Genomic DNA, 13,886 nt, shown 5'->3' with positions numbered 1-13,886 from the left:
CATTGGGTATGGGGCATTGGGCATTGGGTATGGGATTGGATATAGAAGCAGAGGGGAAAGACTTACTGCAACTTCTCCTCTGCTCCTCTGCTCCCCTGCTCCCTCTGCCTCCCCACTCCCGACTCCCTAATTTCTAGGCTTATTTCAAGGCAACCTCAACCTTTGCTACTGATACTTCTTTGGTTGCTGGCTCAACAGTAACTTGAGCCGGTGTGGTTGAACTCCTTGACCACAGCACCACAGCCGGAACCACACCTAGCAATAAGCCGAGTAATACAGGGATAGAGAATCCAGCTGCCAAGCTGAGTCCGGCGGCGAATGCAAAGTTAGTTAAATAAACGACTAATGGCAGATTGAGTTGCGATCGCTCTAATTTAATTGAGGCATTTCTCCACAATAATCCTGCCACACTCATAAACAGAGCGCTAGTACCAAACCAACCTACATAGTTTTGGTAAGGTGTTCCAAAGAAAGCTCCTGGTTGTTCCCAATACCAGAAGGGCAGAGAAGTTTGACTCATAGCCGGTTCAAGGGCAAAGTCCCAGCAAGTGAAGAGTAAAGCACCAACGGCGATCGCAGCAATATGGCGACCCCAACTGGGTTTTTGAGCCACTTGCAAACCAGTTCTCGCAATTAAATAAGACGACAGCCCAACATAAAACCAAGATAAAGGAATTGTGAAAGGCACTAGCCCTCCAATCTTATAACCCAAGCCACTCAAGTAGCTATAATCACCAAATGGAAACCCTGTACTAGTTCCCAGTAGTTCACTTCCCAAAGAGATAAACATTGCTGGTAGCATAAATGCTAGCCAAGTTCCTAATCCCAACGTCCGGTAGGCATAAATAGAGACAGCTACTGTCCCTAAGATGATATCAACTACACCACCGCCAGCCATACTTAACTGTACGGCAGTTTCTCCTACCTGCGATAAGTTGAAAATTATTCCGGCATTAGGTACTACCAGTAGCATCCCTACGAGTCCAAAGGCTTTTGACGCGATATGACCAATGAGGCATACGCGTTCAGCAATAATAAGTTGTTTCATGATAATTCCTTAACAAGATGTGACACGCGGCTACTCGGCTGCTAACAGTTTACAAATCTTTAACTACTTTGTACCGCAATTCTCGACAAACTTGTTTGGCTTTCTTGTAAACAGCATAAAAGTCTATTGATTGAAGTTATAAAATATGATGCTAAACTTACTAGTTTAAGCCATATATTCAAAATATACATAATTTTATCTCTAAAAACTTCTGGTTTTTTGTCTCACTGATACCCGTATCGGAAAAACTCCTTTGATACTGGGATATCCTTAAGGAAGGATAATTATCATAAACTGAGCAAGTCCTCAAGCAAAATAAAGTCTTGAGTTACTACACTTAATTTATGCGATAAGACCTTAACCCTGTACTAGAAATATAAACCCATGTCAATTTTGAAAAGAGTTCCTTGGGTGTCCCTGGCGCTAGTACTGCTGAGTTACAGTACTTTGGGCTGGGTAATATCAGAAACACGTGCTCCTATATTTGTGTGGGTGGCAACTGTAATTGCTATCTTGTTTTTAATCATAACGTTGACCGCTCCTTGGCCGAAGATGACATATTATTACAGTCTTTTTCTGCAATCAAATACCAGGTCTTTCGGCGTTGCCGTCTTAGCAGCTTTCTTATTCTTTATTATGATTGCCTGGTTTCGGGTATTTCTTGATACTTTACTCATCATTTCAGCGACTATATTAGTCAGGATAGATTTTCAAAGAGCGGGTCTTAGGGAAGGGTTAGCTTTTTCGACTGCCTCTATCTTTTCATTGGGAGGTTTAGCTTTGGGTGCGCTAATCTACAAGTTCATATATTCTCAAATTCCGCTGACGTGATGAAGTATACCCGAAAAAGGAAGCGATGCCTGAGTTGGGTTGGTTCAATACTTACTTGGGTTCAAAATGCAGGCTGTTCAAACAGAAGTAGAGATAGGAAAAAATCCATAATAAAAATAGATACCCAACTAGTAACAACTGCTTTTGTTGCCGATTCTCCTACTTCCTTTGCTCCCCCTCTCGTAGTTAAACCCCAACTACAGCCAATGACAGCAACCAGCACTCCAAAAATAAACCCTTTGAGCAAAATAATAAACAAATCTGACGGTTCTAAAAAATTTCTAACTGATTCTAAAAATGTTTCGGGAATAATTTGGTAGAACTTTGATGCGGCAAAAACTCCGCCAATGATGCCTGTAACTAAAGCCAAAATCGTCATCAAAGGCACCATCAAACAACAAGCAATTACTCTAGGAAGTACTAGATAATCAATTGGATCGGTTTTGAGCATATAAAGTGCATCAATTTGCTCGGTAACTCTCATTGCACCTATTTCTGCTGCAAAAGCAGAACCTACTTGTCCCGCCATAATACTAGCGGTCAAAATTGGAGCTAATTCTCTACAAAAAGCTAAGGCAAAAGCACCTCCTACTGCATCAACAGCCCCAAATCGCACTAATTCTCTCGCTGTTTGAATAGTAAAAATCATTCCTGCAAAACCGCTGACAAGGAGAACTGGAGAGATAGAACCTGGTCCAGCGGTAACAAGATGTTGCAAAATCTTGCGATAGTAGGTTTTCCCTTGGAGTAAATGTAGCCACACTTGACCAAAGAGCAGTATTGCTGCAAAACAGCGTGTAATCCCAGATTGCTCAAATTTTGTTTTTGGTTGCAATTTTATCGTCCTTACGACTGACTTTTTTTGCACATTTGTTGTTATGTCAATTTTCCAAAATCAGACTACAGATACAAATGGTGGGAACCCAGCCAGATGTAATCTGACTTTCTCAATTAACGTGAGTTCGATGAACCTCTCCCTCCCAGCCTCCCTCTGGGAAACGGAAAGGGAGGAGCAACGAAAAATTCAGCTTTTTGCTCCCCTCTCCGACACGGAGAGGGGTTGGGGGAGAGGTCAAATAAGACTTGTCGAACTCACGTTCAATTAACTCATGCATTGTATGCTATGGGGTTGCAATCTCTCGTCCGTCAAACTAGGAAAAGTAATTGAATCAACTCAAAGGGTTGAAAAATCTAATAATATTTCCAAATAATGTTAAACAATTTTTTATGAGCAGGATTAAATACATAATATTTTTGTTGCTATTAATACTACCTTTCTCCGTGGTACATCCGGCTTTTGCATCTGTATGCCGCAATTACGCTGTTTACGACGGTCTACGCCACCAGATTTGCATTCTCAGTATCAGCCGAAGTGCCAAAAATTATTGGGAATACAAAGCAATTGTTAGCGTAGATGGCATAAAAAGACCTACAGAGGTTTACAATTGTCGCGAACGAGTCAAGCTTCAACAAACTGGGACTGTTTTGCCTTTTGAGCAAAAAGGCCCTGGTGAGATGATATGCAGCTTTTTTAATTCTTCTCGGCGATAAACACGCGCCAGATAATGAAGACGGTAAAACCTAGATAGGTGAATACTGTTAGCCATTCTTGCCAGCTACCAAATGCATTGTTCATCAGCCAAAAGCCGGAAAATTAATATTTATCAATCCTACACGCTGATGCTACCAGTAGTAGATTGCTGTATTTTAGGAGATCAAAGAAGACTAGTCAAAAATTCTTAGCTAATTTTCCGGAATGGGTAACAATGGCGTGGTAGTAAATATCAGAACATCGATATTATACTGAACCTCTATAACTAACCTTCGGGGAATATATCCCCATTGTTTTCCCTCAAAAACCCGGTCATAAAGACCGGGTTTTTGGTGTTTATACCAAGTTCCAGGCGAGCAAGTCAGGGACAGAGGGCTGGCTACGCCAACGCAGCACTTCTTTAAACTGGTTGCGTATCAAATAAAACTATTGCCCAGAAACTTTTAAGAGATTTTATTGGTCTGATTCTCCAAATTCTGTAAAAATTAACCAATGTCATCTTCTGCTCAAGGTATTCCCGGATTACCCGATTTGACGCATCCAGTTGAGCTTGTTCAATTTGGAACCCAAGCGCTCAAAGCTTCACTGTTATTAGTATTTTTGGTGGTAGCTTTGGGAGTTGCGATCGCACTTATCAGTTTTTCTCTGCGTCGCAGCCAGCCGGAACAATTTATATTCATTGGCGAATGGGCTGTTCGTTATTCCCAACTGTTGCGGGGATTACAGCATTTAACTCTAGTATTAGTTCTGTTAGTTCCGGGATTTTTTCTCTGTTCGACTTTGAGCAATCGATATCACCATTGGGAACAAACAAAGGTGGCTCAAGTAGCTGAAAGTGTCGCAGGTGAAAAGCTCGAACAATCTGCCCCGCAAGTCCGCTACACTATCCAGGAACCATACTCTTATACCACGCAAGCCAATGGCAAAATAGTCAAAGTCAATGATACGCGAGAGATTAACCGCTTTTTAACGCTGGGTGGTTCGCAAATTCAAGTCAAGCTAGACCAAAGCGTAGATGTTCCAGGCCGCAGTTCAATTTATCGCGTGGAATACACTGCTGATTATAAAGTAGTTAACCAACTCAAGGATATTAATAATTTCTTTTTTGAAGCATCGCCGCCTAACGGCTACACACTGCTTGCTGGCTACAAAGTAGAGCGTAACGGTAATAGGCTACAACAAACTAATCCGGGAGACTATGGCTTTCCCTTCCAGTTGCAACCGGGAGAAGAAACCACCTTTCGAGTCACCTATCAGGCTCAAGGCGGGCCTCGCTGGGTTTACAGCGCCGCAGGACAGTTGCTTTCTAATTTTCGCCTCACAGCAATTGCCAACTTTGCACCGGCTGATTTTGCTAGTGGTGTTGTACCGAATGAGATTAAAGTTAACGGACGCAGTACTCAGTTTACTTGGATATTTGACGATAATGTTTCAGTCAAAAATCCCTTTGGAGTCTTTACCAACACCGAACCCATTCGTCATACTGGCATCATTCCCCGGCTTTTATTACTAGCCCCGGCAATATTTTTGTGGTGGATATTATTGTTATATTTGTCACTGCCAATGAGTTTTAGAAATATTGCGATCGCTGGTAGTATTTTCTTTGCTTGTCTGTTGACTTTGACCTATCTAACTCGCATTATCAATGCTCAGTTGGCTTGGACTTTAATTTCCATCATTTTACTAATTTTAACATGGGGATTGGGAGCTAGCCGCAGTGCTTCCCTGGCTGCGATCGTCGCCACTATTGCTGGAGCAGTGCTACCTATTTTTGGATTATTAGTACCGTTTAGCGGACTAACCCTTAGTTTAGCGGGTTTGCTTTCAGCGGTTTGGCTAGCAGTTCGTCACTGGTATGGCAATACTTTTTGGTTAAAGGGGAAAGGGGAAAGGGAAAAGGTTTGAATTTACCTTTACCCCAAACCTAGTAACCTTTCTCCCAGACCAAAAAAGATATTGTTGGGTTTATCCGAAAAGTATTAACTGGTATGGCTGGTACAGTTTGCACCCAGAAGATCAAAGATTACAGACTCAGAAAAATGCTAAAGATTAGATGATTCCGCTATGATTAGCAAAGTTTTAGCGTGGGGCATTTATGGATAACGATTTACTCGCTTTCTTTGCGGCTGCTGGGTTACTCATTCTTTATCTTATCTTCTCAGCCTTAACTGAAATGGGGACTAAATTACCTTGGAAGAAATAAGCTGATGGGCTAAAAAGTTTACACTTCTAAACCTGATTGGGGTTGGAAAAAAAGTAACCATCATTTAGGCTTGGTTAATATATTTATTGTTCGAGATAGTGCCAAATGCGCGATCCACAAAATAACCACATTAAAATTGAGCCGGCAACCCTCGTTTTGATTGTATCTGTCTTAATACTTTTGCCTCTGCTGGTTGTTGGTTTTTTCTCGCAGTGAAGTTAGCCCGATGCTCTTTTTCTCAGGTGCGTTAAGCTACTGTTAACGCACCATATATCAAAACTACTTAGGCAAAACCTGCCGCAGTGCTGCTAAAAGTTGGTCAACGCTTTCCTTTCGACTATTAAAGCCCATCAATCCCACGCGCCAAACAAGACCCGCGAGTTCGCCAAGACCACCGCCAATTTCAATATTATGTTCATTGAGTAACTGTCGAGCGATCGCTTTACCATCTACGCCGGGTGGAATGCGGACAGTGGTAAGCGTTGGCAGTCTATACTCTTGCTCAACGTGCATACTCAGTCCTAAATTCTCTAAACCTTCCCAGAGATATTCTACGTTCTTTTGATGCCGCTGCCAGGAATTTGCTAATCCCTCTTCTGCAAGCAAACGTAGTGCTTCCCGCAATGCATAGTATAAATTAATAGGTGCTGTGTGGTGATAGGTGCGTTCAGCACCCCAATACTTGCCCAGCAACAACATATCTAAATACCAGTTTGCAACTTTCGTTTGCCGCTGTTGCAATTTCTCAACTGCACGCGCACTCATGGTAAAAGGAGAAGCACCAGGTGGGCAACCTAACCCTTTTTGGCTACAGCTATAAGCTAGGTCAACTCCCCAAGCATCCAAAAACAAGGGGACGCCGCCCAAACTTGTCACCGTATCCACTAATAACAAAGTGCCAAATTCACTACACAAATCAGCGACCCCTTCCAACGGTTGACGTGCGCCCGTGGAAGTTTCGGCATGAACTAGAGCTAAGATAGCTGGACGATGAGTTTGTAAGGCAGTTTGGAGTTCATCCAAGTTGAAGACTTGTCCCCAAGGTTTGGTAATGGTTCGCACATCAGCGCCATAACGTCCAGCCATATCCACAAGGCGATTACCAAAGTAACCAGCTACACCAATTAAAACTACATCACCGGGTTCTACAGCATTGGCGATGGTTGCTTCCATTGCAGCTGTTCCCGTACCGCTGACTGCAATGGTAAGTGAGTTTTCTGTTTGCCATACGTAGCGTAGCAACGACTGAATTTCATCCATGAGTGCGAGAAAAGTTGGGTCAAGATGCCCAACGGGTGAAGTATTCATCGCTTGGAGAACTGTGGGATGGGCATTAGATGGCCCTGGCCCCAACAGCAGACGGGATGGGATTTCTAACGGCGTGAGTTGCAAGCGCCCGGAGTCGTTAATTGAAATTGTTTGCGTCATAAATCTCTCTTCATTTAGACGATACTTACCGGATCATATAGGAATCCGATTTCATTCCTGAACTTACTTGTATAGGGAGGGAACAGGAAATCTGGAAATAGGGCATTAGACTTCTTGGCATTTGTCGGGAAAAGGGTAAAGGGAAAGGGGGAAAGGTTTGTTCTTTTCCCTTTTCCCACAAGAGTGCAAAAAGAACTTTTGCAAGAGGTCTATTGCAGAATAGTGGTATGAATTGAGACAAGCAGGGGAAACTGGGGGAAAATTTTGGACGTTGCTAAATCATCCCGCAAATATGCAACGTCGGGATATAGATGTGTACTGAGTTTTTTTATCAAAAGTTTCAGCTACTTTCTATGCCCAAAATTTCTAAATCTTCATTAATTAAACTAGTGGATTTACCGAGGGAAAGGATTTATTTTATTCCTACATTGAAAGTGAAAGCAACTACAAGAAATGATCTGCAAAAAGTTTCATTTTTGCTAAATATCAGGGATTTACTCTTAGACAATTATGATAAAGCATAGTAGCAATAAAAACCTTACTATACACAAAATATCTCACAGCATTAATATTAAACCAACTTTAGACTTGTATCCTACTCGCCTAGTTTTTATTGACCCACAGGTCGATGACTACCAAAGTTTGGTAATGGGTGTATTACCAGAGACCTCAGTTGTAGTCTTAGATGCCAACCAAGATGGCATCGAGCAAATTAGTCAAGTGCTGGAGTCTCATCAGGGAGTCAATAGTCTGCACATTGTTTCCCACGGGGCACCTGGGTGCATCTATTTGGGCAACAGTCAACTCAACAACGAAACGCTCAATCGTTACGCAACCCAACTTATGGGTTGGGCAAATGCTTTGGCTGAAGATGCACAACTACTGCTGTATGGTTGCAAAGTCGCTCAAACCGAGCCAGGTGTATTGTTTATACGCTGTCTGAGCGAATTGACAGGTGCAGTAGTAGCGGCCTCTAATGATTTGACAGGGAGTGCTGCATTAGGTGGTGATTGGGAACTGGAGGTTTCTACAGCGCCTATTGTTCCTCGTTTAGCGTTTGGGCAAGAAGTAATAACAACCTACGCTTCAATTCTACCTGTAGTTCTTGATGCCAGCTTTGATAGTGATGGCAAAGTCACTACTGATATTGGTACTAATACCACCGACACTGCTAGAAGCATTGTCATACAAGACGATGGCAAGATTCTGGTAGCGGGAGTGAGTAATAATAACTTTGCTGTAGTACGTTACAACAGCAATGGTAGTCTCGACAGCACCTTTGGTACTGCTGGCAAGGTCGCTACTAACTTGGGCAGTACTGACATAGCCTACAGCATTGCCCTGCAAGACGATGGCAAGATTCTGTTAGCGGGAGTGAGTAGTAGTAACTTTGCTGTAGTACGTTACAACAACAATGGTAGTCTCGACACCAGCTTTGGTACTGCTGGCAAGGTTATTACTAACTTGGGCAGTAGTGACATAGCCTACAGCATGGCTCTGCAAGACGATGGCAAGATTCTGTTAGCGGGAGTGAGTAATAGTAACTTTGCTGTTTTACGTTACAACAGCAATGGTAGTCTCGACACCAGCTTTGGTACTGCTGGCAAGGTCATTACTAACTTGGGCAGTACTGACATAGCCTACAGCGTTAGTGTGCAAGACGATGGCAAGATTCTGTTAGTAGGAGTGAGTAATAATAATTTTGCTGTGGTACGTTACGACAGCAATGGTAGTCTCGACACCAGCTTTGGTACTGCTGGCAAGGTCATTACTAACTTGGGCAGTACTGACATAGCCTACAGCGTTAGTGTGCAAGACGATGGCAAGATTCTGTTAGTAGGAGTGAGTAATAATAATTTTGCTGTGGTACGTTACGACAGCAATGGTAGTCTCGACACCAGCTTTGGTACTGCTGGCAAGGTCATTACTAACTTGGGCGGTACTGACATAGCCTACAGCGTTAGCGTGCAAGCTAATGGCAAAATTATTGTGGCGGGTTCGAGTAAAAATAACTTTGCTTTAGTACGTTACAACAGCAATGGTAGTCTCGACACCAGCTTTGGTACTGCTGGCATTATCACTACTGATATCGGCATAAATACTACTGATAATGCTTATGCTCTTACCCAACACGATGGTACGGTAATAGTCGCGGGAGTAAGCGCCAATAACTTTGCGGTGGCACGCTACAGGGTTAACCAAAATCCAGTACTAGTGAAGGAAATCGCAGACAAAGAGACTCCAGAAGACATAAATTTCAACTTCATAATCTCAGATAGCTTCCAAGATCAAGATCCTGAAGACATTCTTACCTACACTGCCACTCTCGAAAACGGTGACTCTCTACCCAGTTGGTTAAGCTTCAATGCAGCTACTCAAACATTCAGTGGCACTCCCTTAAATGAGAATGTGGGTAGCTTGAACATTAAAGTTACTGCTACAGATACTTATCTGGCTAAAGTCAGTGATATTTTTGTACTCACCGTTAAGAACGTCAACGATCCACCAGAGGTATTTCAGGCGATCGCTCCTCAACAAGCAACAGAAGATACAGTTTTCACCTTCATTATCCCAGACAACACCTTTAAGGATGTCGATGCTGGCGACACTCTCACTTACACTGCGACTCTCGACAACGGTGACTCTCTACCTAGTTGGTTAACCTTCAATGCTGCGACCAAAACCTTCAGTGGCACTCCCTTAAATGAGAATGTGGGTAGTCTCAACATTAAAGTTACTGCCACAGATACTGCTTCTGCTCAAGTCAGCGATATTTTTGTACTCACCGTTAAGAACGTCAACGATCCGCCAGAGGTATTTCAGGCGATCGCAGACAAAGAAGCAACAGAAGACACAGGTTTCACCTTCACTATCCCAGACAACACCTTTAAGGATGTCGATGCTAGCGACATTCTCACCTACACTGCGACTCTCGACAACGGTGACTCTTTACCTAGTTGGTTGAGTTTTAATGCAACTACTCAAACATTCAGTGGCACTCCCTTAAATGAGAATGTGGGTAGCCTGAACATTAAAGTTACTGCTACGGATACTGCTTTTGCTAAAGTCAGTGATATTTTTGTACTAACCGTTCAGAACGTCAACGATCCGCCAGAGGTGGTGAATGAAATCGCTAACCAGCAAGCAATAGAAGACACGGTTTTCAATTTCACTATCCCAGACAACACCTTTAAGGATGTCGATGCTAGCGACATTCTCACTTACACTGCGACTCTCGACAACGGTGACTCTTTACCTAGTTGGTTGAGTTTTAATGCAACTACTCAAACATTCAGTGGCACTCCCTTAAATGAGAATGTGGGTAGCCTGAACATTAAAGTTACTGCTACGGATACTGCTTTTGCTAAAGTCAGTGATATTTTTGTACTCACCGTTCAGAACGTCAACGATCCGCCAGAGGTATTTCAGGCGATCGCAGATAAACAAGCAACAGAAGACACACTTTTCAACTTCATTATCCCAGACAACACCTTTAAGGATGTCGATGCTGGCGATACTCTCACGTACACTGCCACTCTCGAAAATGGTGACTCTCTACCGAGTTGGTTAAGCTTCAATGCTGCTACCAAAACATTCAGTGGCACTCCCTTAAATGAGAATGTGGGTAGCCTCAACATTAAAGTTACTGCTACAGATACTTATCTGGCTAAAATCAGTGATATTTTTGTACTCACTGTTAATAACACCAACGATCCGCCAGAGGTATTTCAGGCGATCGCAGACAAAGAAGCAACAGAAGACACAGGTTTCACCTTCACTATCCCAGACAACACCTTTAAGGATGTCGATGCTGGCGACATTCTCACTTACACTGCGACTCTCGACAACGGTGACTCTCTACCTAGTTGGTTAATCTTCAATGCTGCGACCAAAACATTCAGTGGCACTCCCTTAAATGAGAATGTGGGTAGTCTCAACATTAAAGTTACTGCCACAGATACTGCTTCTGCTCAAGTCAGCGATATTTTTGTACTCACCGTTAAGAACGTCAACGATCCGCCAGAGGTGAGGAATGAAATTGCAGATCCAGAAACAACAGAAGACACGCTTTTCAATTTTACTTTCTCAGAAGACACCTTCATTGATATCGATACTGGCGATAGTCTCACCTACACTGCAACCTTGGAAAACGGCAACACTCTGCCGACTTGGTTAAGCTTCAATGCTAATACTAAAACCTTCAGTGGTACTCCTTTAAATGCAGACGTTAGTATTCTGAATATTAAAGTTACTGCCACAGATACGGCTCTTGCTCAAGTCAGTGATGTGTTTGTACTCACTGTTAAAAACGCCAATGATGCGCCAGAGGTGATGAACGAAATTGCAAACCAAGAAGCAATAGAAGACACGGTTTTCAATTTCACTTTCTCAGAAGACACCTTCATTGATGTTGATGCTGGTGATAGCCTAACTTACACTGCCACTCTCGAAAACGGCGATCTTCTACCTAGTTGGTTAAGCTTCAATGCTGCTACCAAAACCTTTAATGGCACTCCCTTAAATGCGGATGTGAGTAACCTCAACATTAAAGTTACTGCTAGAGATATTTTTGGCGTTGAAGTCAGTGATGATTTTGCACTCACTGTTAAGAACGTTAACGATGCACCAGAGTTAGTTGAGGCGATCGCTAATCGAAAGGTAGTCATAAATACGCAGTTTAATTTCACTATCCCAGAAAATACTTTCATTGATATCGATGCTGGCGATAGCCTCACCTACACTGCAACTCTCGAAAACGGCGATCCACTGCCCAGTTGGCTAACTTTTAATTCTGCTACCCAGAATTTTAGTGGTACTCCAACGATGGAGGATTTGGGTAATCAGAATATCAAAGTCACTGTCAAGGATCTTTCTGGGGATGAAGTCAGTGATGTGTTTGTATTAACAGTTGCTAAGTTCAATAGCACACCAATTGTAGATCGGGCGATCGCTGACCAAAAAGCCACAGCAAAAACTACCTTCAACTTCACCATTCCTGAAAACACTTTTAGTGATGTGGATCTGGAAGATACCCTGACCTATACTGCTACCTTAGACAATGGTGAGCCATTACCTAGTTGGTTAACCTTCAATGCTAACGAGCTTACCTTCAGCGGCACACCTACGAATGATCATGTGGGTAGCTTAAACATTAAAGTCACCGCCACAGATCCGGCTCTTGCTGAAATTAGCGATGTATTTGCACTTACAATTGCTAAAGCTAATAATCCACCAATTGTAGATCGGGTGATCGCTGACCAAAAAGTTACGGCAGAAACTACCTTTAACTTCACTATCCCTGAAAACACCTTTAGCGATGTAGATATTGAAGATACCCTAACCTACACTGCTACCTTAGACAATGGCGATCCACTACCCAGTTGGTTAAGCTTCAATCCTAATAAGCGTACTTTCAGCGGGGTTCCTACGAATAATAACTTGGGTAGCTTGAACATCAAAGTTACCGCCAAGGATTCGGTTGGGGCTGAAGTAAGTGATGTATTTGCACTCACCGTTGCTCAAGGCATTACTGCTGAGACTGAATCAATTAGCCTACTTACAAGAATTACAGGTGATATCTTTACGATCAAAAATCAAGTTAACGGTGAAAAAGCCAAACTCTCAGTCAAGATTAAAAGCAACACCTCTGAAGAAGTCAATGAACTGGGTGTATTTGTCGTTGACGATGCAGAAGGTAGGATTAATGGCGTAGCCCCTGATGCTGCAAATTACACCGAACTAGCTCTCCAACGGGCAACGGTGCTTCTTTCATCTCTTGCCAAACTACCGAATGGTTTTAATCCCACTGACCTAAGCAGGTTACTGGAGTTTAACTCTGAAACCAACCTAAGATTTTATTTAATCCGTAGCAGCACTACTCAGGCGCTGCTATCTGGACAAACCCCTTTTTCTCAGGTGCTTTTTTCCTCAGATACAAGTGTGGACGATACAGGGTTCTCTCTCAACTTCCAGAATTTGGTTGTCAAGATTGCAGCAACAGAGCAAGATCCACCTCTAGGTACTGGTCTTCAAGGAAAATATGAACCCGAACTAATTGATTTACGGGATGTGAAACAATTGGTGCAAGCCGAATTTGTGGTTCATAGAGAAGCAGCTTTTAACAACTTTGTCGGCTTTTATCAGATAACTGATGAGAATGGTGGCATCGATACCAATGGCGATGGTACAGCAGATGTGCTTGTTGGACAGACGGGTTATACTCAAGCTGCTATTAGTAACCGTGTTGCTGGTATTGATTTGAGTGTGGCTAACCAAGGTACAGCAACTTTCACAGGTAATTTCCAACCTGGTACTATTTTCGTCCCATTTATCATCGTTAATGCCGGGGCTGATGCAATTCTTGATAGCAATACCAATAACGATCCGGCGGTTTACTTCTCCTTCTTGGGCGCTAACACTGACCAAGCAGATCATATTCGCCTATTGGGCAATAACGCTTTTGGCTTTGAGGATTTGGCTAATGGCGGCGATCGAGATTACAACGATTTGATTGTCCGAGTTAATTTGAGTATCGCCTAGTCTGAAGTAACTTGGTATAGGTGTAATATAGCCTGTAAGCTTTATTGAGCAATGAATACAGGCTTTTTTTTGCAAAAAGTCATATCATGTTCGCATAATTAGTTATGATTTCCACAGTCATTGCACCCCACACGCCAGTCGCTCATGGGGGAAACCCCCAAGACCGCGCTGGCTCCCCTTAATCCCCTCCCCGCTTGCGGGGAGGGGAGACGAAGCGTAGCTTTGGCGGGGTTGGGTTCTTCGGATTTAATAAGTAATCAAGCGAACATGATATCAAATATGAG

Annotated in this window: 7 protein-coding genes; 4 read left to right on the top strand and 3 right to left on the bottom strand. The window is 42.9% G+C overall.

The features are described 5' to 3' along the window. Window positions 1-139: 139 nt before the first annotated feature. Window positions 140-1,048: a gamma-carotene 1'-hydroxylase CruF gene (cruF, locus tag RMY27_RS23260; RefSeq protein WP_322667218.1), complete on the bottom strand. Its 909-nt coding sequence runs from the start codon at window positions 1,046-1,048 to the stop codon at window positions 140-142. A gap of 384 nt (window positions 1,049-1,432) precedes the next feature. On the opposite strand from cruF, the gene RMY27_RS23255 reads away from it, so the two are divergent. Next, on the top strand, window positions 1,433-1,879 hold the full coding sequence (locus RMY27_RS23255; RefSeq protein WP_322667217.1) for a hypothetical protein: 447 nt from the start codon (window positions 1,433-1,435) through the stop codon (window positions 1,877-1,879). Window positions 1,880-1,940: 61 nt separating this feature from the next. Here RMY27_RS23255 and RMY27_RS23250 read toward each other — a convergent pair whose 3' ends face one another. Next, complete coding sequence (locus RMY27_RS23250) at window positions 1,941-2,714, bottom strand: MlaE family ABC transporter permease (protein ID WP_292733175.1); 774 nt, start codon at window positions 2,712-2,714, stop codon at window positions 1,941-1,943. Window positions 2,715-3,106: 392 nt separating this feature from the next. Between RMY27_RS23250 and RMY27_RS23245 the strand changes: the two genes are divergently transcribed. Together RMY27_RS23245 and RMY27_RS23240 are read left to right on the top strand one after the other, a co-directional pair. Then, entirely contained in the window at window positions 3,107-3,430 is a 324-nt protein-coding gene (locus RMY27_RS23245; protein ID WP_322667215.1) for a hypothetical protein, read from the top strand. Between the two features lie 493 nt (window positions 3,431-3,923). Then, on the top strand, window positions 3,924-5,336 hold the full coding sequence (locus tag RMY27_RS23240; RefSeq protein ID WP_322667213.1) for a hypothetical protein: 1,413 nt from the start codon (window positions 3,924-3,926) through the stop codon (window positions 5,334-5,336). Between the two features lie 577 nt (window positions 5,337-5,913). Here RMY27_RS23240 and RMY27_RS23235 read toward each other — a convergent pair. Continuing rightward, window positions 5,914-7,062 carry an alanine--glyoxylate aminotransferase family protein gene (locus tag RMY27_RS23235; RefSeq protein ID WP_322667211.1) on the bottom strand — a complete coding sequence of 383 codons (1,149 nt, stop codon included), beginning with the start codon at window positions 7,060-7,062 and terminating at the stop codon, window positions 5,914-5,916. Between the two features lie 510 nt (window positions 7,063-7,572). On the opposite strand from RMY27_RS23235, the gene RMY27_RS23230 reads away from it, so the two are divergent. Then, the gene (locus RMY27_RS23230; RefSeq protein ID WP_322667209.1) at window positions 7,573-13,602 is read left to right on the top strand and encodes a putative Ig domain-containing protein; all 6,030 of its coding nucleotides are present in this window, start codon (window positions 7,573-7,575) and stop codon (window positions 13,600-13,602) included. Window positions 13,603-13,886 lie beyond the last annotated feature (284 nt).

The sequence above is a fragment of the Nostoc sp. DedQUE09 genome, assembly GCF_034530915.1.
Lineage (GTDB): Bacteria > Cyanobacteriota > Cyanobacteriia > Cyanobacteriales > Nostocaceae > Nostoc.
This window is presented reverse-complemented; position numbering and strand designations above follow the sequence as displayed.

Coding starts and splice junctions, on each gene's coding strand:
- cruF (WP_322667218.1), bottom strand. CDS start 1,048: ATGAAACAACTTATTATTGCTGAACGCGTATGCCTCATTGGTCATATC.
- RMY27_RS23255 (WP_322667217.1), top strand. CDS start 1,433: ATGTCAATTTTGAAAAGAGTTCCTTGGGTGTCCCTGGCGCTAGTACTG.
- RMY27_RS23245 (WP_322667215.1), top strand. CDS start 3,107: ATGAGCAGGATTAAATACATAATATTTTTGTTGCTATTAATACTACCT.
- RMY27_RS23240 (WP_322667213.1), top strand. CDS start 3,924: ATGTCATCTTCTGCTCAAGGTATTCCCGGATTACCCGATTTGACGCAT.
- RMY27_RS23235 (WP_322667211.1), bottom strand. CDS start 7,062: ATGACGCAAACAATTTCAATTAACGACTCCGGGCGCTTGCAACTCACG.
- RMY27_RS23230 (WP_322667209.1), top strand. CDS start 7,573: ATGATAAAGCATAGTAGCAATAAAAACCTTACTATACACAAAATATCT.